Annotated in this window: 31 protein-coding genes; 12 read left to right on the top strand and 19 right to left on the bottom strand. The window is 61.8% G+C overall.

Features of this window, described 5'->3' with window-relative positions:
- Positions 1-187: 187 nt before the first annotated feature.
- Entirely contained in the window at positions 188-2,281 is a 2,094-nt protein-coding gene (locus I6L38_RS02025) for a TonB-dependent hemoglobin/transferrin/lactoferrin family receptor (RefSeq protein WP_216989100.1), read from the bottom strand.
- 188 nt (positions 2,282-2,469) lie between these two features.
- Between I6L38_RS02025 and I6L38_RS02020 the strand changes: the two genes are divergently transcribed.
- From I6L38_RS02020 to I6L38_RS02010, 3 genes are read left to right on the top strand one after another with little or no spacing between them, the layout of a single operon-like run.
- Positions 2,470-3,453 (top strand): ChaN family lipoprotein, encoded by a 984-nt coding sequence (locus tag I6L38_RS02020; RefSeq protein ID WP_043171025.1) that lies wholly within the window; start codon positions 2,470-2,472, stop codon positions 3,451-3,453.
- A 60-nt stretch (positions 3,454-3,513) separates the two neighbouring features.
- On the top strand, positions 3,514-4,065 hold the full coding sequence (locus I6L38_RS02015; protein WP_005304086.1) for a cysteine hydrolase family protein: 552 nt from the start codon (positions 3,514-3,516) through the stop codon (positions 4,063-4,065).
- 39 nt (positions 4,066-4,104) lie between these two features.
- Positions 4,105-4,509 carry a hypothetical protein gene (locus I6L38_RS02010; protein ID WP_216989099.1) on the top strand — a complete coding sequence of 135 codons (405 nt, stop codon included), beginning with the start codon at positions 4,105-4,107 and terminating at the stop codon, positions 4,507-4,509.
- A gap of 71 nt (positions 4,510-4,580) precedes the next feature.
- On the opposite strand, the gene hutZ is transcribed toward I6L38_RS02010, so the two are convergent.
- Entirely contained in the window at positions 4,581-5,138 is a 558-nt protein-coding gene (gene hutZ / locus I6L38_RS02005) for a heme utilization protein HutZ (RefSeq protein ID WP_005304092.1), read from the bottom strand.
- Positions 5,135-5,647, bottom strand: a complete 513-nt coding sequence (gene hutX / locus I6L38_RS02000; protein ID WP_005304096.1) for a heme utilization cystosolic carrier protein HutX — start codon at positions 5,645-5,647, stop codon at positions 5,135-5,137. The genes hutZ and hutX overlap by 4 nt, the downstream gene beginning before the upstream one ends.
- Positions 5,648-5,815: 168 nt before the next feature.
- Here hutX and I6L38_RS01995 point away from each other — a divergent pair, with 168 nt between their 5' ends.
- From I6L38_RS01995 to I6L38_RS01980, 4 genes are read left to right on the top strand one after another with little or no spacing between them, the layout of a single operon-like run.
- On the top strand, positions 5,816-6,673 hold the full coding sequence (locus I6L38_RS01995) for a hemin ABC transporter substrate-binding protein (protein WP_201881801.1): 858 nt from the start codon (positions 5,816-5,818) through the stop codon (positions 6,671-6,673).
- Positions 6,670-7,701 (top strand): iron ABC transporter permease, encoded by a 1,032-nt coding sequence (locus I6L38_RS01990; protein WP_216989098.1) that lies wholly within the window; start codon positions 6,670-6,672, stop codon positions 7,699-7,701. Before I6L38_RS01995 ends, I6L38_RS01990 begins: the two co-directional genes overlap by 4 nt.
- A 14-nt stretch (positions 7,702-7,715) precedes the next feature.
- Entirely contained in the window at positions 7,716-8,504 is a 789-nt protein-coding gene (locus I6L38_RS01985; RefSeq protein WP_005304104.1) for a heme ABC transporter ATP-binding protein, read from the top strand.
- A gap of 50 nt (positions 8,505-8,554) precedes the next feature.
- Positions 8,555-9,370: an ABC transporter substrate-binding protein gene (locus I6L38_RS01980; RefSeq protein ID WP_216989097.1), complete on the top strand. Its 816-nt coding sequence runs from the start codon at positions 8,555-8,557 to the stop codon at positions 9,368-9,370.
- On the opposite strand, the gene I6L38_RS01975 is transcribed toward I6L38_RS01980, so the two are convergent.
- Complete coding sequence (locus tag I6L38_RS01975) at positions 9,358-9,984, bottom strand: YitT family protein (RefSeq protein WP_005304112.1); 627 nt, start codon at positions 9,982-9,984, stop codon at positions 9,358-9,360. The two genes, I6L38_RS01980 and I6L38_RS01975, sit on opposite strands and share 13 nt — an antisense overlap.
- Before the next feature lie 322 nt (positions 9,985-10,306).
- Between I6L38_RS01975 and I6L38_RS01970 the strand changes: the two genes are divergently transcribed.
- The 4 genes from I6L38_RS01970 to I6L38_RS01955 all read left to right on the top strand — a co-directional run bounded on the left by I6L38_RS01970 (position 10,307) and on the right by I6L38_RS01955 (position 13,737).
- On the top strand, positions 10,307-11,320 hold the full coding sequence (locus I6L38_RS01970; RefSeq protein ID WP_201988715.1) for an NAD-dependent epimerase: 1,014 nt from the start codon (positions 10,307-10,309) through the stop codon (positions 11,318-11,320).
- Positions 11,321-11,540: 220 nt separating this feature from the next.
- Positions 11,541-11,729 carry a hypothetical protein gene (locus tag I6L38_RS01965; protein ID WP_005304119.1) on the top strand — a complete coding sequence of 63 codons (189 nt, stop codon included), beginning with the start codon at positions 11,541-11,543 and terminating at the stop codon, positions 11,727-11,729.
- Positions 11,730-11,937: 208 nt separating this feature from the next.
- A complete protein-coding gene (locus I6L38_RS01960) occupies positions 11,938-12,792 on the top strand; it encodes a lytic transglycosylase domain-containing protein (RefSeq protein ID WP_216989096.1) in 855 nt (284 codons plus the stop codon).
- A 108-nt stretch (positions 12,793-12,900) separates the two neighbouring features.
- Positions 12,901-13,737 carry a 5'-methylthioadenosine nucleosidase gene (locus I6L38_RS01955; RefSeq protein ID WP_216989095.1) on the top strand — a complete coding sequence of 279 codons (837 nt, stop codon included), beginning with the start codon at positions 12,901-12,903 and terminating at the stop codon, positions 13,735-13,737.
- A 90-nt stretch (positions 13,738-13,827) separates the two neighbouring features.
- Here the strand turns inward: I6L38_RS01955 and I6L38_RS01950 are convergent, their stop codons facing one another.
- The 3 genes from I6L38_RS01950 to I6L38_RS01940 all read right to left on the bottom strand — a co-directional run bounded on the left by I6L38_RS01950 (position 13,828) and on the right by I6L38_RS01940 (position 15,503).
- Positions 13,828-14,337 (bottom strand): YgjV family protein, encoded by a 510-nt coding sequence (locus tag I6L38_RS01950; RefSeq protein ID WP_201881798.1) that lies wholly within the window; start codon positions 14,335-14,337, stop codon positions 13,828-13,830.
- A gap of 57 nt (positions 14,338-14,394) precedes the next feature.
- Complete coding sequence (locus tag I6L38_RS01945) at positions 14,395-14,970, bottom strand: Crp/Fnr family transcriptional regulator (RefSeq protein WP_201881796.1); 576 nt, start codon at positions 14,968-14,970, stop codon at positions 14,395-14,397.
- Between the two features lie 326 nt (positions 14,971-15,296).
- Positions 15,297-15,503 carry a hypothetical protein gene (locus I6L38_RS01940; protein ID WP_216989094.1) on the bottom strand — a complete coding sequence of 69 codons (207 nt, stop codon included), beginning with the start codon at positions 15,501-15,503 and terminating at the stop codon, positions 15,297-15,299.
- Between the two features lie 267 nt (positions 15,504-15,770).
- Between I6L38_RS01940 and I6L38_RS01935 the strand changes: the two genes are divergently transcribed.
- Positions 15,771-16,145 (top strand): helix-turn-helix transcriptional regulator, encoded by a 375-nt coding sequence (locus I6L38_RS01935; RefSeq protein WP_216989093.1) that lies wholly within the window; start codon positions 15,771-15,773, stop codon positions 16,143-16,145.
- A gap of 14 nt (positions 16,146-16,159) precedes the next feature.
- Here the strand turns inward: I6L38_RS01935 and I6L38_RS22555 are convergent, their stop codons facing one another.
- From I6L38_RS22555 to I6L38_RS01875, 12 genes are all read right to left on the bottom strand, one after another.
- Positions 16,160-16,546 (bottom strand): hypothetical protein, encoded by a 387-nt coding sequence (locus I6L38_RS22555; protein WP_254204182.1) that lies wholly within the window; start codon positions 16,544-16,546, stop codon positions 16,160-16,162.
- Between the two features lie 2 nt (positions 16,547-16,548).
- Positions 16,549-17,385, bottom strand: a complete 837-nt coding sequence (locus tag I6L38_RS01925) for a glycine-rich domain-containing protein (RefSeq protein ID WP_216989092.1) — start codon at positions 17,383-17,385, stop codon at positions 16,549-16,551.
- Between the two features lie 71 nt (positions 17,386-17,456).
- On the bottom strand, positions 17,457-17,624 hold the full coding sequence (locus I6L38_RS01920) for a hypothetical protein (protein ID WP_216989091.1): 168 nt from the start codon (positions 17,622-17,624) through the stop codon (positions 17,457-17,459).
- Entirely contained in the window at positions 17,621-17,953 is a 333-nt protein-coding gene (locus tag I6L38_RS01915) for a hypothetical protein (protein WP_216989090.1), read from the bottom strand. The genes I6L38_RS01920 and I6L38_RS01915 overlap by 4 nt, the downstream gene beginning before the upstream one ends.
- Entirely contained in the window at positions 17,950-19,377 is a 1,428-nt protein-coding gene (locus tag I6L38_RS01910; protein WP_216989089.1) for a hypothetical protein, read from the bottom strand. Before I6L38_RS01910 ends, I6L38_RS01915 begins: the two co-directional genes overlap by 4 nt.
- Complete coding sequence (locus I6L38_RS01905; RefSeq protein ID WP_216989088.1) at positions 19,377-20,030, bottom strand: YmfQ family protein; 654 nt, start codon at positions 20,028-20,030, stop codon at positions 19,377-19,379. The genes I6L38_RS01910 and I6L38_RS01905 overlap by 1 nt, the downstream gene beginning before the upstream one ends.
- Positions 20,021-21,076 carry a baseplate J/gp47 family protein gene (locus I6L38_RS01900; RefSeq protein ID WP_216989087.1) on the bottom strand — a complete coding sequence of 352 codons (1,056 nt, stop codon included), beginning with the start codon at positions 21,074-21,076 and terminating at the stop codon, positions 20,021-20,023. The genes I6L38_RS01905 and I6L38_RS01900 overlap by 10 nt, the downstream gene beginning before the upstream one ends.
- Entirely contained in the window at positions 21,069-21,479 is a 411-nt protein-coding gene (locus I6L38_RS01895) for a phage GP46 family protein (protein ID WP_216989086.1), read from the bottom strand. Before I6L38_RS01895 ends, I6L38_RS01900 begins: the two co-directional genes overlap by 8 nt.
- A 4-nt stretch (positions 21,480-21,483) precedes the next feature.
- Positions 21,484-21,999: a phage baseplate assembly protein V gene (locus I6L38_RS01890; RefSeq protein WP_216989085.1), complete on the bottom strand. Its 516-nt coding sequence runs from the start codon at positions 21,997-21,999 to the stop codon at positions 21,484-21,486.
- A complete protein-coding gene (locus I6L38_RS01885; RefSeq protein ID WP_216989084.1) occupies positions 21,999-23,066 on the bottom strand; it encodes a phage baseplate assembly protein in 1,068 nt (355 codons plus the stop codon). Before I6L38_RS01885 ends, I6L38_RS01890 begins: the two co-directional genes overlap by 1 nt.
- Positions 23,063-24,346 carry a DNA circularization protein gene (locus I6L38_RS01880; RefSeq protein ID WP_216989083.1) on the bottom strand — a complete coding sequence of 428 codons (1,284 nt, stop codon included), beginning with the start codon at positions 24,344-24,346 and terminating at the stop codon, positions 23,063-23,065. Before I6L38_RS01880 ends, I6L38_RS01885 begins: the two co-directional genes overlap by 4 nt.
- Positions 24,347-24,348: 2 nt before the next feature.
- A complete protein-coding gene (locus I6L38_RS01875; RefSeq protein WP_216989082.1) occupies positions 24,349-26,208 on the bottom strand; it encodes a phage tail tape measure protein in 1,860 nt (619 codons plus the stop codon).
- Positions 26,209-26,309: the final 101 nt, after the last annotated feature.

Raw genomic sequence — 26,309 nt, 5'->3', positions numbered from 1 at the left:
CCACGCAGATAATAATGAAAAACATCAATAAAATTGAACTATTGGCGCAAGACCGGTGTCTATCGAGTAACACCTCCTCCTGGTTAGTGTTGCAATCCTTCCACCCGCCACCGGCGGGTTTCTTTTTGGCCGTTCGCTGGCGCCATGAAAAAGGGGCCCGCAGGCCCCTTGTCGTGATGGGTATTAATCAGAACACGTACTTGACCCGTGCACTCAGGTTGCGACCCGGCTCGGTCTTGTTGCTGGTGCTGGCACTGGCGCTCTGGCCGGTGATGCTCTCGTAGTTGACGTACTCCTTGTCGAACAGGTTGAAGACGCCCACGTTGAACTGCAGATCCTGCACCGGCTTGAACTGGGCATAGATGTCCACCACGCCCCAGCCTGCGCTCTTGATGTTGTCGTTGCCCTTGGCATCCTTGCCCACCTTGCTCATGTCGTCGGCAAAGCGCAGGGCGGTGTTGATGTTCCAGTTGGTCTGCTCCAGTCGTACCCCCAGGGTCCCCTTGAGCGGGCTCAGGCTGTTGATGTAGTTGCCGTCGCCATCCTTGCCCTCGATGTAGGAGAGGTTGCCCCAGACGTTGACCAGATCGTTCAGCCAGTAGTCCGCCTTGGCCTCGGCCCCCTTGGTGGTGGCCTTGTCCAGGTTCTGGTACTGGTAGACGGCGGTGCGCCCTTCGGTGCTCACCTGGCCCAGCTCGATGAAGTCGTCGTACTTGTTGTAGAAGGTGGCCACTTCATAGCTGAAGCCGCCGGCGCTGCCGCGCACCCCCAGATCGATGCCGTCGCTGCTCTCGGGTTTGAGGTTGGTGTTGGGCTCGATGCGATAGCCGTACGCCTGATGGTTCAGGGTGGAGAAGGCGTTGTCATACATGGGGGTCTTGTAGCCGTGGCTGTACTGGGCGAACAGGTTGGCCGCCTCGTGCGCCTTGAATACCAGCCCCAGCTTGGGCGAGAACTCCCCTTCGGAGAAACGTTTGAGGTTCTCGCCCGTGTAGGCGGGATCCTGATCCGGGTTCATCCGGTAGTAGTCATAGCGGGCCCCCGGCGTCAGCACCCAGCGCTCGCCAAACTTCAGCTCGTCAAACGCCCACAGGGCGCCGTGCTCTGTGGTGGTGGAGGGGAAGCTCAGCTCGCTGTAGCCTTCAAAATCCCCCGCCACGGTCGGCGCCTTGAAGCGGGTCCGCTCGTTGTCGGTGTGCTCATACTCCAGGCCCCAGGCCAGTCGCTGGCTATCCAGCGCCTTGCTGAACTTCACCTGGGCGCCCAGACTCTTCTGCTCGAAACCGTTGTGATCCAGCGAGTTCTTGGTCACATAGGGGTTGGTCGGCCGCACCGGGTATTTGGAGGAGGCGTACTGATCCATGGTCTGCTTGGTGCGGGCGTAGTAGATCTTGCTGTCGATGCGATCGACCCAGGGCGCCTGCAGGGCGATGCCGTGATCCAGCACCAGCGACAGGTTGTCGGTATCCTTGTCGGTGATCGGCTGGTTGAAGACAGAGCCCGCCTTGGTGAGGTCGACCGCGTCGGGGTCCTGACCCTCGGTGAAGTAGTCGACGGTCAGCTTGAGGAACTGGCTATCGCTCAGGTTCCACTGGCTCTTGAACAGCACGGCCTGACTGACGATGTCGAACTCGTTCTTGTCGCTGTCGTAGTTCTGGGTCACCCCGCCGTCACGCCAGGTGTAGCGCAGCAGGTTTTCCAGCTCGCCGGTACGCAGGGCACCGGTAAAGCCCGCCATCTTCTGGTGGCTGCTGGAGGCATAGCCGGAGGTGGCGTCCAGATAGCTGTCGCGCCCCTTGAGGAAATCCGCCGCATCCTTGGTGGTGATGGCGATGACGCCGCCCAGCGCATCGGAGCCGTAGGCGGCCGAGGCCGGCCCCTTGACCACCTCGACCTGCTTGATCATGTCGGTGTCGAAATAGCTCTGGCCCACGCCGCCGTTCTTGTAGGCGTCGTTCTCGCGCACGCCGTCGCGCACTATCTTGACCCGGTTCTCGCCCATGCCGCGAATGATGAAGGTCTGGGCATCGCCGGCACCGCCGAGGGCGGTGACGCCCGGCTCGTAACGGAACAGGTCGGCGACGTTGCTCACCACCTGCTCTTCAATCTGTTCGGCGGTAATGACCGAGATGGGACCGGAGACATCTTCCAGTTTCTGCTCCATCCGGGAGCCACTGACCACCATGACGTCATCTGCTTTCTTGTCCGCCGCAAAAACCGGGGAAGCGAGGCCGGCCGCCACGGCAAGGGCGACCAGCGATAGGGTGTTGTTATGGGCCACTGCAAATCCTTATTGAGAACTGTTATCAAACAGCAGGCATCTTACTCACCTCTCAACAAAGATCAATAATAAACGGAATCATTCTCATTTTCTTTTGTCGTAATTAGGTTCTACACTACGCCCCTCTGTTTTCCCGCCCGCCATGCTGCCATTGTATGGTGCAGGCACCTCATCGCTGCGAGACACCCATGACCCGACTTCTGCCCCTGCTCACTCTGCCCCTGCTGCTGGCCGCCTGTGCCACGACGGCCCCCGTCAACGATGCCGGCACCCTCTATCACTATCAGCTCAAGGCCACCCAGGGGGATGCACTCACCCTGGAGCAGGCCCTGACCCGGGTGGCGGATGCCGACATAGTGCTGGTGGGCGAGCTGCACACCCACCCGGCGGTGCACCTGCTGCAGGCCAGAATGCTGGCGGGCCTGGCCGACACGGCACAGGCAGATGGCCGCGCCCTGGTGCTCTCCATGGAACAGTTCAGCCGCGCCGATCAGCCGGTGCTGGATGCCTACCTGGCCGGTCGCATCGGCGAGGCCGCCCTCATTCGCGACGGCAACGCCTGGCCCAACTACCCGAGCGACTATCGCCCGCTGGTGGAGTTCGCCAAGGCGCGCCACCTGCCAGTCATCGCCGCCAATGCCCCCAAACCGCTGGTGAGCTGTGTCGGCCAGGAGGGGCCGGCCTGGCTGGATCAGCTGCCCGCCAGCCGTCGCAGCCAGCTGGCCCGCACCCTCACCCTCGGCGATGATCCCTATCGCCAAAAATTCATGGCCTCGCTCCATCATGGGGATGCCGACGGCAACGCCCGCCGCTTTGCCGCCCAGACCAGCTGGGACGACACCATGGCCGAAAGCATGGTGGATTACCTGCGCAGCCACCCGGGCCGGCGCATCATGCACATCGCCGGCAACTTCCACGTGGAGGGGGGGCTGGGGCTGGCCAGCCGCATCGCCAGCCGCAACCCGGCCCTCAAGGTGGCGCTGGTCGTGCCTGAGCTGACGGCGCCGCAAGCGGGCAAGGAGCAAGCGGCGGCAGCCGGCCGGGTGGCCGACGTGCGAGTCGGCATCGCCCCCCTGCCGGAACGCTGGCTAAATGCCGATGAAATGAAGCAAGATATGGGCGCACTGCATCAATCCCGCAGTCGTGACTGCAGCCAGTGGCTGCAACCCTGACCTTGCGTCTGAGGAGCCCAGTGGCTGCCACCCTGACAAACAATTGCCCAAGGATTTCATATGGATGTGTTACTGGTCATCGACATGCAACAGGGGCTGTTCACTCAGCCTCGCCATCAGGACGCCCAGGTCATCGCCAATATCAATCGATTGGCCGAGCGCGTGCGGGCAGAACAGGGTCGTGTCATCTATGTGCAGCACGATGCCCCCGGTTCCGAAGTGGATCCCGCCAGTCCGGGCTGGCAGCTGCACGCCGATCTCGCCCCGCAGGGGCATGACAGCCGGGTGCGCAAGACCGCCTGCGACAGCTTTCTCGACACCGAGCTCGGTTTCCTGCTGGCGGAGCAGCCGGTGGACAGGCTGCTCGTCTGCGGCTGTGCCACCGATTTTTGCGTCGACACCACATTGCGCAGCGCCGCCGCCCGCGGTTTTGAGGTGGTGGCGGTGACCGACGCCCACACCACGGCTGACCGGCCCCACCTGAGCGCGGAGCAGATCATCGAGCACCATCACTGGATGTGGCGTCACCTCAGCCTGCCAAAAGGCAGAAGCGTGACCCTGCTCACGACGGATGAGCTGCTCGGCGCCACCCAACCCGAGCCGGCATGTTAATCTGCCCGCTTTGAAGCGATCACCCGATTGGAGTCTTGTGTGCGTCTACTCTCTGCCGTTGCCTTCACGCTGCTGTTACCGGCAATCACCGCCTGCTCCGGCTTGCCGGGGCACCAGCCGGATGGCCCGGCCCCCCTGTTCAGGACCCACATCAATGAGGAGGGGAGCAAGCGCTTCACCTTCGAGGCCGCCCCGCTCGATACCCTGCCCACCCGCCTGCAGAACGATGACGGCAGCAGGCTGAGCAGGAACAAGAGCCTGCTGGAGCGGCGCGAAGCGCTGCAGGATGCCCAGCTCACCCAGGCGCTGGCCGAGCGCAAATACTGCCGCGAAGGCTACATAGTGCTCAGCCAGACTTCCTGGAAGATCCGGGGGGAATGCAACGAGACCGCCACCCGGGCCGACCGCGACGCCTTTCCCAACAAGGCCTCCTGGCAGGATTGAGGGAAAACCGTCCATAAAAAAACGGGCAGCCCCAGGGCTGCCCGTTTTTTCATCCTGGCGATCCGCGCGGATCAGACCGGCGCGTCGGCCGGGCTGGTCAGCTCGGCGCCATTGTCGATGCGCTTGTGCCCTTCCACCAGATGGACGAAGTCCACCAGCTCGTCACCGGAGACCCGGAACGCCTGGCCGAAGCCCTTGACGAACAGCCCCTGCTCGGGCTTGAGACGAAACAGCACGAAGTCCTTGAGATTGGAGAGCCCTTTGACTATCTCGCCAAAGCGCCCTTCCAGCGCCGCCACGGCCTTCTCCCAGCGCACGTCGTCGCGGGCCACCACTTCGGCCAGCGCATCGAAGGTGAGGCGCTTGCGGGCAAACAGTTCGCGGGCCCCGTTCTCGTCCTCGATCAGCATCAGCGACACCTTGGGCACCTGTTGCAGGTTGCGGGCGTGGCGGGCGATCTCGGAGATGAGCACATAGTAGCCATCTTCCTGCAGCACGAAGGGGGCATAGCTGGCATTGGGGTTGCCTTCACTGTCCACCGTCGCCAGCTGCAGGGTGCGGCAACCGTCGCGAAACTCGCGGATCTCCGGTTGCAGGCGGTTCTGCAGACGCTCCTGACGTTCACTCATGCTTTGACTTCCTCTTGATACTGGTGGCGCAGGGCCATGAAGCGTTCCACCTGGGCCGGCAGCAGCTGACGCTGCTCGTCACGCCCCAGATAGACCTTGAAAATGCAGCGACCGCTGTGGCCGAAGAACTGGAAGGAGTGCCCCTCCTTGCCCATGAACAGCTTGCTGACTAGGGCAATACCGACCACGTTGTCGAGCTTGAGGTGGCCGTGCATCTCGCCGTCACGCCCCATCAGGTTGTAGTAGCCACGGGCGCTCTTGCCGCGGGGGAAGGGGGCCTTCACCTCGAAGATGGAGCCGTCGGACTCGACGATGGTGGTCACCTGGCCCCAGTCGGCCAGATCCGCCAGCAGGGCTTCTGCCTGCTCGGCGGGCACCAGGGTAACCAGCTCGGCCGGCAGGTGGCGCACCACCTCCCATTCGCTGACGGCCAGCTCGGCGGCGATGGTGGACGGGTGAGCGCCGGGATCTTGTGCCAGCAGCCCATGAATGCGTTGTGCAATGCTCATCGGTTCTCCCTTGGGATGCCTGCGGCATCCCTGTTCTGTCATGGCGGATACTGTAATGAAGGCCCCAAACCAATGCAATTGATAATCGCTTTCATTCTCAGTGCATTTTTTTCGACGGCTTGATATTCTCGGCGACAATCCCACTTCATTCACCCTTCGGAGGTTAGCATGGGCCGTCGTTTTGCCCTCGCACTCAGCCTGCTCGGCTGCTCAGCCCTGTCCCTGCCCGCTCTGGCGCAGGAGCGTATCGTCAGCATAGGCCCGGCCACCACTGAACTCATTCTGGCACTCGGGGGCGAGCAGAGCCTCATTGCCACCGACATCAGCAGCCCGGAGCCGAAGAACCTGCCGCGGGTCGGCTATCACCGCGCCCTCGCCGCCGAAGGGATCCTGAGCCTGGCGCCGACCCGGCTGGTCGGCAGCGACGAGATGGGGCCACCACCCGCCCTGGAGCAGCTGCGCCGGGCAGGGGTCGAGGTGGACGTGCTGCCTACCGCCCCCACCCTCGCCAACCTCAACCAGCGTATCGATACCCTGGCCACCCTGCTCAAGGACCCGGCCGCCGGCACCCGTCTGAAGGCCGAAATCCAGACCCAGAGCGAGCTGCTGGCCGCTCAGGCCAAGCAGAACAAGCAGAACAAGCAGAACAAGCAGCTCAAGGTGATCTTCCTGCTGTTGCACAAGGGCCAGCCCACCAGCATCGCCGGCGGCAACACCACCGCCAGCGCCCTGCTCACCCTGGCCGGTGGCATCAACCCGGTGGCCCAGCTGCAAGGCTACAAGCCCGTCTCCACCGAATCCCTGATCGAACTGCAGCCCGATCTGGTGCTGGTGAGCGGCCGCGACTGGCAGCAGTATCAGGATCCTGAAACCGTGCTGAGCCAGGTGCCCGCCCTTTCCGCCACCCCGGCCGGCAAGAACAGGGCCATCCATGCCATCGATGGTCACGCCCTGCAAGGGGGGCTCAGCCTCACCTCGCTGCAGCAGGCCAGCCAGATCGCCAAGTGGATCAAGCTGGGTTCATGATGCGTCTGCCACTGCCCTGGCTGCTGTGCCTCACCGGCGGCGCACTGGCGCTGCTGCTGGTCGGATCCTTGGCCACCGGTCCCATGGCCCTCTCCTTTGGCGAGAGCCTGCGCGCCCTGTTCGCCGGCCAAGGGAGCGGGATTGAGGCCCACAAGTTGCTGATCGTGCAGGAGATCCGCCTGCCACGCACCCTGCTCTGCATCGCCGTAGGGGGGATTCTCGGCCTCTGCGGCGCCGTGATGCAGGGGCTGTTTCGCAACCCCCTGGCCGACCCCGGCATCATCGGGGTCTCCGGCGGGGCGGCGCTCGGCGCGGCGCTGGCCATCGTGCTGCTGGCCCCCCTCAGCCAGCAGTGGCAGAGCCTGCTCGGCATCGGCCTGCTGCCCCTGCTCGCCTTCCTCGGCGGCGCGCTGACCACCACCCTGGTCTATCTGCTCGGCACCCGGGAAGGCGGCACCTCGGTCACCGTCATGCTGCTGGCCGGGGTGGCCGTCACTGCCCTGTCCGGCGCCGTGATCGGCCTGCTCACCTATCTCGCCGACGATCAGATGCTGCGCAACCTGAGCCTGTGGCAGATGGGGTCGCTGGCGGCGGGCAAGCCGGTGGACGTGGCGCTGGCGCTGCTGACCCTGGTTGCCCTGCTCATTCTGTTCATGCGCGATGCCAACCCCCTCAACGCCCTGCTGCTGGGTGAAGGGGAGGCTCGCCACCTCGGCATCCAGGTACAGTCCCTCAAGCGGCGGCTGATCCTGCTCACCGCCGCAGGGGTCGGCGTGGCGGTGGCAGTGGCCGGCATGATAGGTTTCGTCGGTCTGGTGGTGCCGCACCTGGTGCGGCTGCTGGCTGGCCCCAACCATGTCCGGCTGCTGCCGCTCTCCGCCCTGCTCGGGGCCGCCCTGCTGCTGGGCGCCGACATACTGGCCCGCACCCTGCTGGCACCAGCCGAGATGCCGGTCGGCATTATCACCGCCCTGCTGGGCGCCCCCTTCTTCATCTGGCTGCTGGTCAAGGGCCGCCGCACCCTTTAACCGGAGGACTCATCTTGTCAGCTTCATCGACCCTGCTGCACTGTCGCCAGCTCAGCCTCAGCCGGGGCGGCCGCCCCATCCTGGACAGGCTCGACCTCAGCCTGCAGGCGGGCAGCCTCACCGCCCTGCTCGGCCCCAACGGCGCCGGCAAGAGTTCGCTGCTCAAGTGCCTCACCGGCGAGCTGGAACATGAGGGGGAGATAGATCTGTTTGGCCGGGAGCGGCGGGAGTGGGCCGGCAACGAGCTGGCCCACCGTGTCGGCGTGTTGCCGCAGAGCTCGTCCCTGAATTTCCCCTTCCTGTGCGAAGAGGTGGTGGCCATGGGCCGACTGCCCCACAGCGAGCCGGCCAGCCGGCGCGACGAGATAGTGCGGGCCGCCATGACCCATGCCGGAGTCGATCACCTGGCCGGCCGCCTCTATCCCGGTCTCTCCGGCGGGGAGCGCCAGCGGGTACAGTTCGCCCGGGTGCTGGCCCAGATCTGGCAGGCCCCGGAGGAACCGCAACAAGCGCGGCTGCTGCTGCTGGACGAGCCCACTTCGGCGCTCGATCTCAAGTACCAGCACCAGCTGCTCACCATGGCGCGCGCCCTCGCCGCCCGTCATACCGCCGTGCTGGTGGTGCTGCACGACCTCAATCTGGCGGCCCGTTACGCCGACCGGCTGGTGATGCTGGAGCAGGGCAGAGTGATGGCCGACGGCACCCCGCGCGAGGTGCTGACGCCTGATCTCATCGACCGGCTCTACGACTACCCGGCCCGGGTGATCACAGACCCGCAGGGGATGTATACCGTCGTCCTGTAGGGCGATTTCTCGCTCATACTGCAAGGGTGTCAATCACGGATGCTTGCCCCATGCCTGCTCGTCTGCTGTTGCTCTGGTTCCTCTCCCCTCTCTGCGTTGCCGCCCCCCTGCGTTTGGTCGTCCAGGAGTTTGCTCCCTACAGCTTCATGGGCAGTGACAACCAGCCGACCGGCGCCATGGTGGACATGGTGAAAGAGGCGTGCAGCTACTGGCCTGAGGGGTGCCAGATCACGCTGCGCCCCAATCTACGGGCCAGAAAAGAGCTGGATCTGGGGGAAGTGGACGGCATGTTTCCGCTCGCCTGGAGCGATGCCAGGGCAAAGACGCTGAGCTACTCGGTACCGCTGTGCAAGGCGAGCTGGGGCATCTTTGCCCATGTCGACGAAATTGACGCGCCGCTGACTCTGGCTCGCCTTGGTCACGCACGGATCGGGGTGACCAGAGGCTCGTTCAGCGAGACCTTGCTGCGCCAGCTGGACGACACCCTGCACCAGCAGGGGATCTCCCCGATGCAGCTGGAACTCAACGTCAACGATGATTATGCGAACCTGCTCAAGATAGAGCGACAGGGGCGCTACAACCTCTACTTCTCCAACCTGGATGTGGCCCTCTATCGACTCAACCTCAGTGGCGCCTCGAAGATCAGGCTATGGCAGAAGAGTCACGAGGCGAACTACTACATCGCCTTCAACCGCCAACGCATGAGTGAGGCGCAGCTGGCAGCCTTCAACCAGATCCTGATCCGGCTGGAAGCCCAGGGCAATCTGCTGCGGCACAGGGTGCACTGGGGCCTCTCCTCACCGCTGCCCGATCATCGGCTGCACACCCTTTTTCCACCCGGCTCACAGAGGCCTCACGCCAACTGATAGCGACCCGGCTTGTGGTTGAGTGTCAACACCAGGTTACAGATGATGGCCGCCACCACGGAGAGGGCCAGGATCCAGGGCTGCACCACGAAGAAGGAGGCGATGACGATGGTGCAATCCAGCCCCATTTGCAGCTTGCCGGCGCGGATGCCGAAGCGATCCTGGATAAACAGCGCCAGGATGTTGAAGCCGCCCAGGCTCGATTTGTGGCGGAACATGATGAGCAGCCCCATGCCGATCAGGGTGCCACCGATGAGCGCCGCGTAGACCGGCTCAATCTTGCCTATCTGCAGCACAGCATTGAGGTGATCCGTCATAAAGGAGACGGTCGCCACCGAGACGAAGGTGTTGAGGGTGAAGCGCGGCCCCATCCTGAGCCAGGCCAGGGCATAGAAGGGCAGGTTCATGCCGAAGAACAGCAGGCCGAAGCTCAGCCCGGTCACCTGCTGCAGCAGCAGTGCCAGCCCGGCGGTACCGCCGGTGAGCAGGCCCACCTGATGAAACAGAAAGATGCCGAGGGAGACGAAGCCGGCGGCGGTCAGCAGGGCGATGATGTCTTCATAGAGGGGGTGCGCAGTACGAGCGGACTGCGCCGAGACGGGGGTGTTGTCCATAACCGGTATCCAATAGCGAAGTAAAAGAGTGTCTGTTGCCCATATCGCGGGCGCGAGCCCTGTCCACAGGGCTTCGTTATGGGATTCAGTCTATTTTTTGCGACCATGATCACAATAGTCGCCGCCCACGCCCCGTTTTGGTGCCTGTCATTCTCCATTGACAGCCGCTGCACCAAGATGCAGCATGCCGCGCCTGAGCCGCTCCCACCTTGACGAAAAGGGCGGTTTGCCATGGCACAGACGCGCCGGCTCTGCTACAACGCGCGCAGCCCCACTCCAGCACCACCATCAGGAGCCCCATGATCTGCACAGGACCCCAGCCATGAAGTATCTGGTCACCGGCGCCGCCGGTTTTATCGGTTTTCACGTCGCCAGACGGCTGTGCGAGGCGGGTCATCAGGTGGTGGGGCTGGACAACCTCAACGACTACTACGAGGTGAGCCTCAAAGAGGCTCGCCTGGCGATGCTGACCCCCTTCCCCCACTTTCGCTTCGTAGAGGGCGAGCTGGCGGACCGGGCCGGCATGGCCGCCCTGTTTGCCGAGGGGCAGTTCGAGCGGGTGATCCACTTGGGCGCCCAGGCGGGGGTGCGCCACTCGCTGGAAAACCCCTTTGCCTACAGCGAGAGCAACCTCACCGGCATGCTGACGGTGCTGGAGGGGTGCCGCCAGCACGACATCCGGCATCTGATCTACGCCTCCTCCAGCTCGGTCTATGGCATGGGCGAGCAGCTGCCGTTCAGTGCCGATCAGCAGGTGGACCACCCGGTTTCCCTCTATGCCGCCACCAAGAAGAGCGGCGAGCTGATGGCCCACGCCTACTCGGCGCTCTACGGCCTGCCCACCACAGGGCTGCGTTTCTTCACCGTCTACGGTCCCTGGGGCCGACCGGACATGGCCATCGCCAGGTTCACCCGCGCCATCCTGGCGGGCGAGCCCATCGACGTCTACAACCAGGGCGATCTCAGCCGCGACTTCACCTTCATCGACGACATCGTCGAGGGGATCCTCGCTGTCGCCGAGCTGCCACCCCGCCCCAACCCTCACTGGCACGCCGGCGAGCAGAGCCCGGCCGAGAGCGCCGCCCCCTACCGCATCCTCAACATCGGTCATGGCCAGCCGGTGCGGCTACTCGACTTCATCGAGGCGCTGGAACAGGCACTGGACAAGCCCGCCATCAAGCGGATGCTGCCGATGCAGGCGGGCGACATGCACGCCACCTGGGCCGACAGCGAGCCCCTTCACACCCTCACCGGCCTGCGCCCCGCCACCTCCATCGAGGAAGGGGTCGCCGCGTTCGTGCGCTGGTATCTCGACTACTACCAGCCCGCCCGCTGAGATGGAGTAGCCATCCCGACCAGACACTGGGTGCGCCCTGCCACGGCCGGCTGAAAATTGTTTGATGAGTTAATGGAATGGCGCCGCACCACCTCCCCCCTTAGGATGGGGATGTGAGGCGGATGGCGGTTTGCCGGGCACCGGCTGGGGTATACTGGCCGCACTTGGTGCCACACGGGCACGCATCCGCCCCCTCACCATGATGAGAAGGAGTCACCTCATGATCCGTATTCTGCTGTTGCTGGGCGCCGCCCTGTCTGCCTACGGACTGCAACAGAGCCATACCCTGATGCCGCTGCTGAGCCTGCTCGGCCTGCTCTCGCTCTGGGTGGCGAGCGAAATTCGCCTGATGTATCGCCAGCTGCCCGCCGCCGAGCCGGACGAGCAGCCCTATCATCTCGACGTCTGAGGGGGCCAGGGGCAACTGATTTAGCCACCTCTTTATCGCCACCGACCACCTGGATGCACGGCCAGCCCCTGCTAGGACTGCATCGGTCATTGGTTCCATATCGTTTTGATCTCTGGATACCCGGATCCAGAACAACAGGATCCACTGGATTAATGGCAGAACGGGCCATGTTCCCCTATATCTTCTGTACCCCAACAGGAGAGAATCCATGTCGAGCCTCAGCGAAAACAGGCTGTTTTTGCTGCTTTTTTTATCGCTGTTGCTGGCCGGTCACGTGCAGGCAGCGGCGCAAAGCAGGGATTTCAGACAGGCCCCCAAGGCGCTCAGCGCACTGAAGCAAGGTCAACAGGCACAGAGTCAGGGCAACCTGACCCAGGCCATCCACTTCTACTGCGCCGCCGCCACCACGGGTAACCCGGAAGGGTATTTTCGCATCGGCCGCCTGCTCGCCACCGGCCCGGGCTCGGTTCGCAACCCCCGCATGGCCAACGCCTACCTGGCCATGGCGATCCGCCTTGGCAACCAGCAGGCCGCCCGCTACTACAACAGCCGGGTCGGCAATGCCGTGATGGGGGATCAGTGCGGCAGCGGCGTCGGTGGATCCGGCGGTTACTTCGCCGCCATCCCCACCACCCCCTTCAATCTGGAGGCCTATCTGGCCCGCCAGTCGCCCGCCAAGCAGAAGCTGGCCACCATGCTGCGCCACGCTGCCAAGCGCCACCGCATCGACGAGCGGCTGGTGCTGGCCATCGCCATCGCCGAATCCAACCTCGACAGCCGCGCCGTCTCCCCCAAGAATGCCCAGGGGCTGATGCAGCTCATTCCCGAGACCCAGCAGCGCTTCGGGGTGACCCGCCCCTTCGATCCGGAGCAGAACATCAAGGGCGGCGTGGCCTATCTCAAGTGGCTGCACACCCATTTCGATGGCAACTGGACCCTGATGTCGGCAGCCTACAACGCCGGCGAAAAATCGGTGGAGCAGTATGGCGGCATCCCCCCCTATCAGGAGACCCAGCAATATGTGCGGCGGGTGCTCTACTTCGCCGGCCACAAGCAGCCCTGAACCCGGCTCCCTGCCGGCCTGCTATTGACAAAAGCCACCGCCTCATTTGCGCAATCGTTTGCCTTTCGATAGGATCCGGCGCTTTCTCGCACGTATTACAGGTAATCCATGAATTTCATCAAACGCTGCTCGCGCCTGCTCACCCTGTTTGCCCTCTTCTCCTCCGCCGTCGTGGCGGCCAATCCGGCCCCCGCCCCCATCCTGATCCAGGGGGCAATGGACGTCGAAGTCGAAACCCTGGTGGCCGCCCTCAAGGAGAAGCAGGAGCTGACCGTGGGCGCCTGGACCTACTGGCAGGGCACCCTCTCGGGTTATCCGGTGGTCATCTCCCGCACCGAGGTGGGACTGGCCAATGCCGCCGCGGCCACCACCCTCGCCATGGAACACTTCCGGCCACGTCTCGTCATCAACCAGGGCACGGCGGGCGGCCACGATCCGGCGCTGCACCGGGGCGACATCGTCATCGGCACCAGGAGCTTCAACATGGGGGCTTATCGCAGTGATCTGACCCCCGCCGAGCAGGGCGTCGATCCGAGCAAATGGCACAACTTCGAGGTCACCATGCGCCTGCGTGACAACGGCAAGCTGGTGGAACATACCTCCTTTGCCGGCGATCCCGAGCTGGTTGGTCGCGCCCTCGGCATGGCTGACCGTTATCGTCATGGTCGGGTGGTCCCCGGCATCATAGGCACCGCCGACGAGTGGAACCGCCAGGTCGCCCGCATCAACTGGCTGCACCAGACCTACCAGACCGCCGCAGAAGAGATGGAAACCTCCTCCGCCGCCCTGGTAGCGGAGGCCTACAAGGTGCCCTTCGTGGGTATCCGGGTGCTCTCCAACACCGATCTGCACGGCGAGGAGTTCGATCCGCAAACCGCCATTCACTGCCAGCAGTTCGTCATCGACTACGCAAAGGCGCTCATCAACGGCTTCAACAAAGCCTGATAGCTCCAAAGAGGCCGCCACTGTGGCGGCCTCTTTGCCCTACGACACCCATGCTGCGGCATTACCCGCTTTTTTCTCGGCAGACTGACCTCAGCCGGCAGATAACACCCTGCGCCCATAGTGGCGGTAGTAACCCACCAGATTGCTGACCAGAAAAAGCCCCTCCATCAGCGCCGCCACGGGCGATCCCACCAGCAGATTGTTGACCAGCCAGCAGAGGGTGCCCAGCAGCATCCAGCGCCGCAGCAGGCGATCATCCGGGCAAAACGCAGCCCGGGTCTGCAGCAGACTGGCCAGCAACCCCAGCAGGACGAGCGGCCCCTGATAGGTGGCGAGCACCGCAAGGCAGGACAACCCCATAAAGAGCCACATCAAGAGGCGGTGAGTGGCCAGCATGCTGACCACGAAGCGCAGACTCGCCAGCCAGAGCAGCAGGGCGGCAGACCACTGTCCCAACAGCGCAAAATGGGCGCCATTGAGGGTGCAGGAGAGCGCCAGACAGGCCAGAATGGCCCGGCGCGCCCGCAGCTGAAACGACAGCAGATCCAGCAGCAGCGCCAGGCTCACCACCAGTTGTGACCACAAAAACAGCGACATCATCCCCACTCCAGGCTTGTTCGAGGGGCCCAGCATGGCGGGAATGGGCGCGGCGCGGCATTAACCCGTGTTAATGCGCCGGCGGATCCGCGACAGGGTGACCGGGCTGATACCGATATAGTTGGCGAGCTGCACCTGGGTGAGCCGCGCCGGCCAGTGGGGGAAGGTGTGGCAGAGCTCCTGGTAGCGCTCTTCGGGGGAGTGGAGCAGCAAGAAGGCCTCCTTGCGCTCCTTGTAGCAGAGCTGCTGGCGCAGCAGGGCCATGCAGACCGGTTGCCAGGCGGGCTCGTCCAGCAGGGCGAGCGGCACCCGCACCAGCTGCAGCGCCGTGACGGCCTCCAGCTGGTAGCGGGCAGGCGACCCGCTGAGCCAGCTATCGTAGAGCAGACAGAGCTCCCCTTCGAAGTAGAACTCCTTGCAGCGCTCCTGCCCGTCCCGGGCATAGTGGCAGGCACGGGCGATCCCCCGCTCGATGTAGAAAGCCGACTCCTGCATCTCCCCCTGGGCCAGCAGCGGCTGACCCGGCTGCAAGGTCAAACGGGGTAGGTGGCAGGCAAGCGGCTCGCCGATGGCGGGTGCCAACCCCATGGCGGCGAGGGTGGCCGCCAGAGGCGGGGCAGAGGGCAGGCTGGTCATGCAAACTCCGGGGCAAACTGGGCCTTCATCATGCCAAGTTTGGCGGCCCGTTGCAGCAGGCTGTGATGGCCCCGGCAAAGGGGATGGCCGGCCGGGTACCACCTTTGCCCCCCCTCGCCCATTGGTTTACAATCGACGGGTTTTTTGGAACCCGGTTGGCGACCCGCCGACCTGGCCCCACCACGACATCAGTCTGTTAGTGCCAAGACATTAACCTGCTGAAAAGGAAGAGAATTAGCCAATGGCTCAATTTATTTACACAATGAACCATTGGCTTCATTCAAAAGCCATGCAGAGCTAGAAAGAGCCACACAAAGCCAACAAAATCACATGGTTATAATTAACCCCTCTTGGCTGATTGCAGCTTTTTGAAGCTCTTTATTTGGCCCCATTTTGGCCCCAAACACAGAATTCCCGCATCTTTTGGCCCCAGGATGGCCCCAAACTGGCGGATGATTTCTTGGTGAAATAATGATGATTGTTGCTGGCGGAAGAGCCAGTTCTTGGTGGTAACCAACAACTGCTTCAAGCATCTCTTTCTCATCCGTGGCCTCAGCCGGGAACGGGCCGCAGCACGTAGATCCGATCCTAAAATACACATCAAACTCCATCTCGAATGTTCCCTCTTTACTCTGTTGCAGATGAATCAATCAGTATCTGGTAAGACCTGCTGAAATCTACAGCTGCACTTGCGGCAAAGATATGGTCAGGCTGCTACGTTATTTCATACATGAAAAACCTGTCAGATCTGACAGGGTCACAAACGAGCACGGGCAACGTAGTAACTCGGGAGTTGCCCAATGAAGAACAGACGAAAGGCTTATTTGACATCAGCTGAGCTGGAGTATGTAGCGGCAGCCAAGCGCTACCTGGCCGCTATTCTTGCTGAGAAGGATGTTAACGAGTCGCAATTGGAGGAGATGACCGGGATCCCTGTCTCGACTCTGAGCCGTTGGTTATCACAGGATCGTGGGGAATTCATGACGCTGGCTGATGCCGCGTTGATCTGCCGCGCTATTGGGATTGATGTGCAGGCCATGCTGCCACCGGCAACTTGGGGCTGCTCACATCCAGAAAGCTCGAAGATGGTGGTGTTCTTGATGGGGATACCGCTGCCTCACCTGAGATGGCTGGCGGATACCTATGAGAAGGGGGTGGTAGCCCTGCGCCAATGACGCAGAGCTGTGTGTCAGATAACGGACGCTGGCTGCTCCGGCAGCTGATGTGATAATGGCCAGCCTGCTTGCTCGGGCACCAGGGTCAATTCGTAGCGGTAGCGCTGCCAGTCTGCCAATAACTGCGTGTGCTCTGGCTTGGCATAACCACCTTCAACGGCTGGTTTCAGGATGGCAATTGATTGGTTTGACAAGTTAAGCAAGTCGAATTGGATGCTTTTTGCCACAATCTCGTCATCAATAGATGATTCTGTGATTGGCGCAAACCCACTGGCGCTTTGCATCCACCCAATCTGTACGCCGTCATCACATGGAACCCATGTCATTGACTCGTGATAGCGGCCTTCAGGGTCTACACCTGTCAGCTCTTTTACTTCATTCTCTTCTACTCTTGCCCACATTGTCACCACTCCACTATCACGACACCAGAAGCACCATCCACACCAGCAATCGTTTGATTTGATGCGGTTGTGGAACCACCATTCCCACCTTTTCCGAACATGAGAGGAGATGAGCCGCCAGACCCGTACCCTACTGAGGCGCCAGCTACGGATGGGGATGCTGATACACCTGATGAGCCAAAGGCCCCAACGCCATTTTCATCGCCGCCAGAACCTACACCGCCTGCTCCTCCAGCACCATTCACTGATGAAGTAGCCAAAGCCGAGGCTGAGTTACCAGCACTGCCGCCGGTAGCACTGCAATACGCACCAAATGAACTTGAGCTACCACCAGTAGCGGCTGGCAATGCCTGGGTCCCCCCCTTACCGCCGGCACCGATTGTGACGGCGATGCTTTGCCCTGGTGAAACAGTAATGGTCTTTTTACTTATGCCACCCGCCCCACCCCCACCGGCGGCCGCATTGTAGTTTGCAGACGAAACTGCACTTCCTCCGCCACCGCCACCACCGACAACTGTCACTCTTACCTTTGTGACTTTATCTGGCACGATAAATGACTGAACGCCTACCACATCAAACACCGATCTGGTGACAGATAGTTTTCGTTTGGAAAAAATCTCTTTAATGGCTGTAACCAGTTGATTGTTCTTGCTCTTGTCAAGAACCACCCCGCTTTCTGAGTCCTCTATTACCGCGCAGATTTCCTCCTGCATCGCATCCAGAATCTCAGGGCTGATCTCTGTCGCAGGCGTTCCTGTTTGCGGGTTGCCCTTGGTAAAGCCGTCCTTGCCAGAGCCGAACTTGTCTTTTTGCCGTGATGGCGTATCAATTCGATGCATGTTGCTCTCTCCAGGGAACTGGAAATAAAAAGCCCGCGCAAAGGCGGGCTGTATTAAATGGAGGATTGGCGCTACTTGGTTGCCAACACTTTGTCGCAGGGGTAAGGCACCAGCACGGTTTTGCCCTGGTGGACTTCTTCAACCTGACAGATTGGCCCGGGGGCTGTGGCGGTATTCCAGGCCCAGCCCAGCAGCACGGCGACCACGATCGCCGTAATGGGTTCGAGACGAACGATCATGATGCCTCCAGTTTCGATGCCCAGACATACTGGGGCGTATCGACGATGACAGTCACCGAAGCCAGCGCGGCGGCCAGTTCGGCGTCAGTGGTGCGCACGTTGGCGTGGTAGCCAGGGACTGGTTCACGACACTGCGTCTCCACCCCATCGACAACCTGCACCTCGCCAGTGGGGCGCGTCACCATGCCAGGCGGCAGAAGCTGCAACGAGGCGGTGGGGTGATAGAGGGTGCCGCTTTCGCTGTCCTTGATAAACCCGGCAGAGATAAGCGCTTTGGTCATGGCGGCCTTATCGGCCGCCTTTAAGTTGAGGTCGATAAAGTCGGTCATCGGATTGCCTTCATCTGATCATCAGTTGGAGAGAAGAACCACGCTCTCACATTGCGAACGTGACCATAGAAATCCCGAGAGCCAACGGCATTTGAACCGGCGATATAAACAGGATCTGAATATGTTTTGACAGGATATGGCTGCCACGCTGACCCAAGGTTCACACCGTCCAACCAGCGTGATGTATCGCTAAATCTGGCTGCGACTGTTTTTCTAACCCCGACAAGGTTTGCCCCTCCCCACATCCCCGTTGTCATATCGATAAAAGGCCCCTTATTAGCAGGGTCTGAAATTTCAAATACCCTAGGCCAAGAGTTCAACCCCTTGCCCATCAGCTTGATTTGAGCTGCAAAGGCCATGTTTATGTCTGACGGAACATTTCCTGATGGGGCTAAATAGAGGGATTCCTTCGCGCGGGTTGCAGCAGCCCCGGCGGTTGGGATATATGAGCTGGCGAATGGTAGAGCTTCTGTTTGGACGCCCCAAAACGCAATTTCATCACTAACATTGGGGAGGTTAAACGAGAATCGACTCACTGCAATACCAGTAGATATTGTCAACCGCCGCCAACCCGCACCGCCAACCGGTTTTACTGTTGCAGTAAGTCCGCTGGCCACTGATGATATTTCACCGGCGGGGCTGATTGTGACCTTATCTGATGCCGAGGCAACGTAAACAAAAAAGCCAGATGGGGCGACCTTGATGTTAAAAAATACAGAAAGGCTTTTTACTCCTGTCATGTCTTGCGGAGCCCCAACTAGCGAAACATTAGAGTTTGCTATCGCGCATACCGCTGATTTTATTTGTGACGATGCACCATACGGATTCTGCTCTGTTGCTGTCTTTACCGTAGTCCCGCCAGTTACATGGTTAAAAAAATCCCAATCCTCAGAACGCTGAGTTAGGTTCGTACTCTGCCCCTCAATCAGCAGCCCCTCTTTCTCAAAGCGCGGCTCATTCGCGGCGGCGGTTTTAAGCAGGCCATCCTTGCCAATGTAGGTCGCCGTTGAGTTGCGGGAAAAGTTGACCATCCTCGCCACAACATCCGACCCTACCAACACATCCCGGCCATAGCCGGTGATAAGGCGCAGGCTGTCAGAGAGCGGCGCCCAGACATCCGGCAATGGCAGGGCAGTGAGGCCGATGGCATCCGCTACAGTTTCAAGCCCGGAGATCTGTGATGCCAGCTTGGCAGAGTCATCCGCTGCTTTGGCGCTGGATGCTGCCTGCGCGGCAAAACCGGCGGCCGCATCTGTGCTTGGCTTGAGGTTCTGCTTGACCCGCTCAGCCAGTGTCGGCTGATCGGGGTACCCTGGGACGGGAACCATCTGCCCCTCTTGCCCCACGACGATCTGGTTAAAGGTGCCTATCGTCTGCTCAACGAGTAGGATCGCTTCGGTAGGGTCTTTATCGTTTACTGCCATCAGGTATCTCCAAATCCCAGACAGCATGCGGCTCGCATCGCATCAGCAAGGCGGATCATGTTGTCGTGGTCGGTGGTATAGACGAAATTCAGAATGGTGTGAGAGGGGGCCTTCTTGCCGAGTATGCACTGCATGACGGCATCTCCCCAGACGCAGAGCGAACTGCCGGCCACCGAGCCAGCGCGCATGTAGTCAACGTTCATGCGAGGCAGATTGACCTGCCACACATATCGCCACTCAGGGCCACAGATAGGGGCGCCAACCAGACTGCCTGCACAGAACACCGCGCCGTGGTAGTTGGAGATGGTGGCATCCGGGTAGCCGAGCGAGGCGAGCAACTGCAGGTAATATTCGGCGTTGATGCCGCCAAGCGAGTTGATCTTGGCCTCGAGGCGCTGCTGGCGCTCCTTGATAGTGGCTGTTCCTGGCACTTCGCATTCATCTGGCAGGCCGCAAATCCCTTCATAGCGGGACAGCAGCACCGTAGTTTGCTGCGGGTCGATCTCTTCTTGCGCCAGCGCATCTGCCCGCTCTGCGGTGCGCGCCAGCTCGGCGGCGCCAGCGGTGAGTAGTGGATGCTCCCCGTCCCATGCCGGGCCGTATGGGAGCAGCTTCTGCAGCTGGTCGGCGTAATCGGCTGCGGTCAATCCCATGTTGTGGCCCCCAGCGCGACTATCTCGCCCTTGGCGGTGGTGAATTCGGCCGTGGGGGCGAGCAGTTGGTGCTTGTATTCGCCATTGGCGGCGCTGATTGCCTCAGACACTCGCGACGGCGCGATGGTTTGCTCAGGCCCACCCTCGCGACGATAGAACTCGCGCAGGGCGGCGGTAACTGCAGAGCGCACTGCAGGAGTGTCAGGAGTAACCTTGATGTGGTGAGCCACGGATTTCAGGTTGATGCCGAGCAGATAGAGCTCGGAGGCCGCCACAGGTGCCTTTGGCTCGATATGCTGGCGGGCAGCGGCGATGATAGCTGCTGATGGCACCATCGCCTCGGAGTTGTCATCAACCAGGAACACCCCGACCGTGCCTGCCCCCATCCAGTGGCGGTAGCACCAGGCGCGGGTCACCCCGGGCACCTCTTCGGCCCATACCTGATAATCGGTATCGGCTCCGCCCTGTGGGGTGAAGAACCAGCGATCAATCACCCTGGCTCGCCAGTCATCGACGCTCTCCAGATCTGTACCGCCCTGAACGCTGTCAGCCACCCCTGAGGATGAGAGCCCGGCCACCGGTTCGGAGAGGATCATCCCCTCGCCATCATCCAGATTAGTGTGATAGCCAGTCTCCGAGCAGGTGATCGGCAAACGCAGCACACCGCCTGATGAAGTCGCCGCCTCGGTGGCGACATACTGGAGCGGGGTGCTCCCCTGATATACGGCCACTGCACCGGCTGAGACCGTGATGCCATTGCTGACACCGGAGATGCGCAGCCAGCCGGCGGCCGGTTGCGCCTCTTTCCGCGGGCACTTCTTCATGCTGGCATGGCGCAGCAGCCACTGCTCGTCGCAGAGATCAGGCAGCATGTTGCGCTCGAGGTATTCGATATGTCCGTTCACCCCGTGTACGGCGCCAGCATAGGCGCGGGCGTAGACCTCGGCATCCGAGCGGCGCAGCGGATCATCCAGCTCTGCCATCACATCGGCTCGCACCCGCTGGATAATCTCGCGCAGGGTTGGGCGCAGGGAGTAGCTAGACATTGACGGCCTCCAGAATGTCGGGGATGGTAATTTGCTGGTCAGACCCATCAAAGGTGAGCGTCACGACCAGTTCGGCGCCGTCAATCTCTCGGCGGCGGCACTCGGCATCGATGCGGGTGACCATCTCGTCATCTTTCAGCCAGGCCAGCGCCTCTAGGGCGTAGTCGCGGGCCCGCTCGCGCACCTTTGGCAGGTTCTTCTCGCGCCGCAGCAGATAGAGGCGGCTGCCGATCCGGTCACCGGCCACGGTCGGGTAACTGTCTCCCCACCATCCGTAATGGCAATCGCTATCGTCGGAGGCGCCAGCGCGGCGCCAGGTGAAGAGGCTGATAAACACCGCCCTGTGCAGCGGATGCAGCAGGTCGCCGGAGTCGGTTAGGACGCCGTTGACAGAGATCAGCATGGTGTTACTCCATCCGGTTTTTTGGCTTGCCGGTCGGGGTGCCGCCGGGGTGTTCGTGGTCGTTGAATTGGTCGCGCATCGTCTGCATGGTGCCGGTCTTGTCGCTGATCTCACCGGTACACTTCAGCAAGGGGGTATCGAAAACGGCTTCTTTCTCGGCTTCAACTGCTAGGGTCAGGGTCTTTATCTCGACGCGGCGCCCCCTGCGCAGCACAATGCGATCACCCTCATCGGTGTAGAGCGCCACCTCCCCTTTTTTAAGCCCCTTCAGTCGGTAGCGCCGATCGGCAACGACCAGCACCACGCCGTGTGACTTGTCGCCATCCGGGAAGACGGCGACATGTTCTGCCCCGTCATGGGGGCAGGAGGTGTAACCATAGGGCTCGAGATGCTCGACATCATCTTTCAGCTCACCGCCCAGCATCTCGATCTGCACCAGCTGGCACTTGGCCGCCGAGTTGACCAGCCTGATCACGCCGCGAGATAGCAGGTTGCGGATGGCGCTTTTCAGTTCACGCATCAGAAAATGTCCTCATCCTTGCTCCTGCGGGCTGGCTTGGGAGCCGGCACATCAGGCAGATAGGCATCGGCAGGGCCGACGCGTAGGGTCGCGATGGTGCCGCGATCGTCGCGGCTGTACTCCACCTCGGCGATCACCAGTTCGTCACCGGCAAAGTCGTTATGAGGGTCGAATACCGGCACCACCATGTTTGGCAACCACAGAGCGCCTGACTCCTGCCGCCAACCGCGTACCGTATAGGTTGCCTCTCGCGCCTTGGCCTCGCGGCGGCGGGCCTCGAATTCGCACATGGCGCGGCAGCTGGCAATGCTGGCCTGCCCGGTCTGCTTGATCAGCAGCGGGCGATAGCGACCAACCTTGCCGCCGACCTTGTGGCTGACCTTGGTCGAGCTGGATTCACCGAAATCGTCATCGGTACCCGCTCGCTGGCCGGCAACCCGGTATTCGGAGTGGCAATCGCTCTGATCTTGCGGTGCACTGCAACTGAGAATGTTCTTGCCATAGACCAGCGGGGTGGTGGCGTGCAGCGCACCAACCACCCCGAAGTGCAGATCGCCGTTGGCATCGTCATAGGCCAGCAGGCGCTGCTGCTGCATCAGTCTGTCGATGGCCTCGGCCACCGTCTCCCCCCAGTCCACCGAAAAATCGGAGATGGGGGATTGTCCAGCCGCGCCGAACACCGATACCCCAAACGGCTGGCAGAGCGCAGCGGCAATTTGCTGCGGGGTCTGCCCCCTGAACTGGCGCACCGTGGCGGCGCTGTCGATCAGGTCGCCGGTGCGGGAGCGTCCCCGAATGGAGCGGGTGATACTGCGAGCGTCATAACTGACCGGCTTCGCATCGACGTAGCCGGTGAGCACCAGATCGCGGCCGATCAGCACCTCTACCCTGTCTCCCTGCTTAATCCCAGTGGATACAGCATCAAGTAGCTCGCCCTTTTCGCTGGCCCGCTTGGTGACTTGCACCTCGAAATCGCGAGCCAGCCGGTCGATGCCTGCGCTGATCCGCATGGCCGTCCAGCCATACCAGGCATTGCCATTGATCCGCAGGTGATACTCGTCGCTCATGATGCCAGGGTCCGCAGGGGGTCGGGGGGCACAAAGCCCGGGTGAGAGAGGTTGTTCTTGGCGATCAGCTCATCCGCCCGACTGGCATCGTCATACCACTCGGCCGCCAGCACCAGCGCCGGTACCGTGTCGCTCGGGGTGCGCATCACCAGTTTGGAGGCATGCTGTTGCTGCTGGCGTAGGGTGCTGACCAGTTCGCGGCGCAGATCCCGCAGCGCCTGATAGACGCCGTCATCTGTGGTGCGCTCGCTCTCCTTGTCGATCGCCGCAATGATGGTCTGACGGGTCTCCTCCAGCTCATCATGGGTCGGGGTATTTATCGCCTCGGCGGGCGGTGCCACCACCACGCTATCGAGCGCGGGGGGCCGTGCCGGGGTGGTGGTTGGTTGGCTCGGCGTCGGCATCAAGGCCACCGCCTGGGCGCTGCTGGCGATCAGGTTGACCCTCACCAGCTCGGAGACGCTGTTGGTCAGCCGATCGGCCTGCTGTTTGTCCTGCGCTGACGTTGGCCACACACCAACCGGCCTTGCTGACTGTGTCTGCGAGGCGGTGGCGGTGCGGTTTGACAGCGACAGCAGGGATCTGGCGGTGGTGCTGGACCCCTTGCCAGCATCCAGCACATCAGCTAGCCGCCGCGAGAAGATCCAGGCGGTAGATGGGGGCGGCATCAGCACACCAAGATCCCCCTGCATCAGCCGCATGGCGGCAGACATCTTGCCGTCGGCACTGCCGAGCATGTCGGCCACATCGCCAAGCAGGGCTGATGCGTGCTCGACGGTGGCCATCGACATCCACTCCGGCAGACCGTCAAGACCAAAGGCGCTGGCAAAGGCGCTTTGCGCCCGGTCGAGCAGGCTGGTTGAGCGCCCCGCCAACAGCGATGAGCCGAGCGGGGTGGCGGTTGGCCACTCATCCTCGCCAGACTCCACAAAGGTGAAGCTGACGACACACATGCGGCCATCTTTCTTGCTGTGGCTGATGCGCTGCTTGCCCATCACCACCACGTTCATCCGCCCGTACCAGGGGCTCACCAGTTCACCGGGTCCAACCTGTTCGAGCGCGGCAATCAGCCGATCCCGCTCGGCGATAAAGTCGGGGCCGATCAGGTAGGCAGTGATGGCGTATTCCCGGGTCTCACGCCCCATGTCCTCGACGCTGGGGGTATCGCGGCCGGGATACTCATGGATCACGGTGCGACGACCGATCTGCAGGTCATCACCGTCAACCTTGAACGCCACCCCGCGAAACGAGGCGGCCTGCAGGCGATCTGTCCAGCTCATCGCTACCCCTTCGTTGCATAACGTGAATACCCAACATCGGGCAAGATGGACCAGCCAGGAGAGGCTTTGCCCTCGTCAACGCGCATGTTTTGCGGGGCATCTTCAAAGCGCACCACCATCTCGCCAGCCACGCGACCACCACCGGAATTGGCGCCAGCAGCCGGAGATGAGGCGGACAACGGCGAGTGCTTGCCAAGTGGCGAGCCACCGAACCAGCTGCCCACAGTGTCAACCGCGCTGCCGAACGCACCTTTGGCACCAGAAGCCAATGAGCTGGCGGTTTCACTCGCCCATTTGGCCCCATTCATCAGCGGCTCGATGTAGGGTTTGATCTGCGCCCACAGGGAGCGGAAGTACCCGACAATGGGGTCCCAGTTCTTGATCAGGATGCCGAGTGGTGAGAAGTTGAAAAAGGCAGACTTGATGAGTTCCCAGGCGTCCAGGCTGACCGCCTTGATGCCCGCCCATGCGTCACTGAAAAAGCCGACAATGCCGGCCCATGTGCGCTGGAACCAGGGGCCAATGGTGCCCCAGTTGGCGATAATCAGGCCTGCCGCCATAGCGACACCACGCAGGATCAAGCCAAGCGGGGTTGCTGTCAGGGCGTTGCCGAAGAATGTCGCCGCAACACCGCAGGCATAGAGCACCAGCTTGAGCGCTGCGAACCCGGCAGCCACCCCCACCACCCCGCGGATCACCTCGGGGTTGGCGGCGGCAAACTCGCTGAACTTCGCAGCCATATCGCCCAGCCAGGTGACAGTGTCTTTCGCCTCGCCCTGGAAGGCGCCACCAATGGCGGCAAGGCCGTTCACGGCGGTCCCCGTCATGGCATCCCACAGGTTTTTCAGGGTACCGAGCTGGGCGCCAACCCGCTGTTGCAGGCTGGCCTGGCGCGCCATCTTCTGCTGGATCTCGTCATATCCGGAGCGCCCCTTGTCGATCAGGGCGTTGACCACCTGCAGGGTTTCCGCATCATCTCCGAAAATCTGCTTGATGATGGTGGTGCGCTGCTGGCTTGTGAGAGATTGCAACTTGTGAAGTTGGGAAAACAGGTTATCAAGCCCGCCAAACTCGCCCTTACCATCAGTGAAATCGAGCTTGATCCCCTTGCGGCTCATCAGGCGGTTGGCTGCGTTGATTTTCTTGCTGTCGAACCCAGCTTGCAGCACCTTGCGGATCGCGTTGCCGGACGACTCCCCTGCCATCCCCATCTGGTCCATCATGATCGCCAGCGGCGCCAGAGATTGCGACGCCTTGAGTCCGTCCTTGTCGATCATCTTCAGCACCGAGCTGGTCTTGCTGAAGAAGCTGAGCATGTTGGTGTCATCCACCCCCATATAAAAGGCTTTCTGGATGGTATCGAACAGGCTCATCATGTCTTTGGAGGCAGTGCCGGTGGCGTCCTGCATCTTGGCGGCGAACTCGGCGGCAGCTGCTGGAGCTTTGCCCAACTGCACGGCCAGATAGGCGGTGGCCTCACCCACCCCACCCAGTACGGTTTCGGCACTCAGACCCTGCCGCTGCAGCATGGTCATCATGTCCTGAAAGTCGGCCGTAGTGCCCGGCAGCTTGTTGCCGAGCCCCACAGCAAGATCATTCATTTTCTTGAATTCGGGGCCGACCGAGCCACTAGCATCCATCATCGCGACCTTGAGGCCGGTGGCTGCATTCTCTGACTGTGCAAAGGCGGCCAGGCTGCCGCCCACGGCGGCAGCCAGACCAGCACCGATGGCTGGCGCCCCTTCACCGGCGCTTTTGAGGTCGCGCTGCCAGCTTTTGATGTTTTTGCGGATACCCTTGAGTGCCGGAGACAGTTTGTCTACACCGGTGATCAGGGCTTTGAGTTGAAATTCATTGGCCATAAATCACCCATTTTCGGCCTTCATCAGCCGCTCACACTGGCGCTCCATCAAAGCCAGGGCGTCAAAGTCATGGTGAAGGAAGGCTATGGGATCGCCAGCCT

It is taken from the genome of Aeromonas sp. FDAARGOS 1408 (genome assembly GCF_019048665.1).
Classification (GTDB): Bacteria; Pseudomonadota; Gammaproteobacteria; order Enterobacterales; family Aeromonadaceae; genus Aeromonas; species Aeromonas dhakensis.
The sequence above is the reverse complement of the archived record's forward strand: the minus strand, read 5'-3'. Positions and strand labels throughout refer to the sequence as shown.

Bases quoted from the DNA above. Each gene is read 5' to 3' on its own strand.
- I6L38_RS02020 (WP_043171025.1), top strand. From the start codon at position 2,470: ATGACCCGACTTCTGCCCCTGCTCACTCTGCCCCTGCTGCTGGCCGCC.
- I6L38_RS02015 (WP_005304086.1), top strand. From the start codon at position 3,514: ATGGATGTGTTACTGGTCATCGACATGCAACAGGGGCTGTTCACTCAG.
- hutZ (WP_005304092.1), bottom strand. From the start codon at position 5,138: ATGAGTGAACGTCAGGAGCGTCTGCAGAACCGCCTGCAACCGGAGATC.
- hutX (WP_005304096.1), bottom strand. From the start codon at position 5,647: ATGAGCATTGCACAACGCATTCATGGGCTGCTGGCACAAGATCCCGGC.
- I6L38_RS01995 (WP_201881801.1), top strand. From the start codon at position 5,816: ATGGGCCGTCGTTTTGCCCTCGCACTCAGCCTGCTCGGCTGCTCAGCC.
- I6L38_RS01990 (WP_216989098.1), top strand. From the start codon at position 6,670: ATGATGCGTCTGCCACTGCCCTGGCTGCTGTGCCTCACCGGCGGCGCA.
- I6L38_RS01980 (WP_216989097.1), top strand. From the start codon at position 8,555: ATGCCTGCTCGTCTGCTGTTGCTCTGGTTCCTCTCCCCTCTCTGCGTT.
- I6L38_RS01975 (WP_005304112.1), bottom strand. From the start codon at position 9,984: ATGGACAACACCCCCGTCTCGGCGCAGTCCGCTCGTACTGCGCACCCC.
- I6L38_RS01970 (WP_201988715.1), top strand. From the start codon at position 10,307: ATGAAGTATCTGGTCACCGGCGCCGCCGGTTTTATCGGTTTTCACGTC.
- I6L38_RS01965 (WP_005304119.1), top strand. From the start codon at position 11,541: ATGATCCGTATTCTGCTGTTGCTGGGCGCCGCCCTGTCTGCCTACGGA.
- I6L38_RS01960 (WP_216989096.1), top strand. From the start codon at position 11,938: ATGTCGAGCCTCAGCGAAAACAGGCTGTTTTTGCTGCTTTTTTTATCG.
- I6L38_RS01955 (WP_216989095.1), top strand. From the start codon at position 12,901: ATGAATTTCATCAAACGCTGCTCGCGCCTGCTCACCCTGTTTGCCCTC.
- I6L38_RS01950 (WP_201881798.1), bottom strand. From the start codon at position 14,337: ATGATGTCGCTGTTTTTGTGGTCACAACTGGTGGTGAGCCTGGCGCTG.
- I6L38_RS01945 (WP_201881796.1), bottom strand. From the start codon at position 14,970: ATGACCAGCCTGCCCTCTGCCCCGCCTCTGGCGGCCACCCTCGCCGCC.
- I6L38_RS01940 (WP_216989094.1), bottom strand. From the start codon at position 15,503: ATGCTTGAAGCAGTTGTTGGTTACCACCAAGAACTGGCTCTTCCGCCA.
- I6L38_RS01935 (WP_216989093.1), top strand. From the start codon at position 15,771: ATGAAGAACAGACGAAAGGCTTATTTGACATCAGCTGAGCTGGAGTAT.
- I6L38_RS22555 (WP_254204182.1), bottom strand. From the start codon at position 16,546: ATGTGGGCAAGAGTAGAAGAGAATGAAGTAAAAGAGCTGACAGGTGTA.
- I6L38_RS01925 (WP_216989092.1), bottom strand. From the start codon at position 17,385: ATGCATCGAATTGATACGCCATCACGGCAAAAAGACAAGTTCGGCTCT.
- I6L38_RS01920 (WP_216989091.1), bottom strand. From the start codon at position 17,624: ATGATCGTTCGTCTCGAACCCATTACGGCGATCGTGGTCGCCGTGCTG.
- I6L38_RS01915 (WP_216989090.1), bottom strand. From the start codon at position 17,953: ATGACCGACTTTATCGACCTCAACTTAAAGGCGGCCGATAAGGCCGCC.
- I6L38_RS01910 (WP_216989089.1), bottom strand. From the start codon at position 19,377: ATGGCAGTAAACGATAAAGACCCTACCGAAGCGATCCTACTCGTTGAG.
- I6L38_RS01905 (WP_216989088.1), bottom strand. From the start codon at position 20,030: ATGGGATTGACCGCAGCCGATTACGCCGACCAGCTGCAGAAGCTGCTC.
- I6L38_RS01900 (WP_216989087.1), bottom strand. From the start codon at position 21,076: ATGTCTAGCTACTCCCTGCGCCCAACCCTGCGCGAGATTATCCAGCGG.
- I6L38_RS01895 (WP_216989086.1), bottom strand. From the start codon at position 21,479: ATGCTGATCTCTGTCAACGGCGTCCTAACCGACTCCGGCGACCTGCTG.
- I6L38_RS01890 (WP_216989085.1), bottom strand. From the start codon at position 21,999: ATGCGTGAACTGAAAAGCGCCATCCGCAACCTGCTATCTCGCGGCGTG.
- I6L38_RS01885 (WP_216989084.1), bottom strand. From the start codon at position 23,066: ATGAGCGACGAGTATCACCTGCGGATCAATGGCAATGCCTGGTATGGC.
- I6L38_RS01880 (WP_216989083.1), bottom strand. From the start codon at position 24,346: ATGAGCTGGACAGATCGCCTGCAGGCCGCCTCGTTTCGCGGGGTGGCG.
- I6L38_RS01875 (WP_216989082.1), bottom strand. From the start codon at position 26,208: ATGGCCAATGAATTTCAACTCAAAGCCCTGATCACCGGTGTAGACAAA.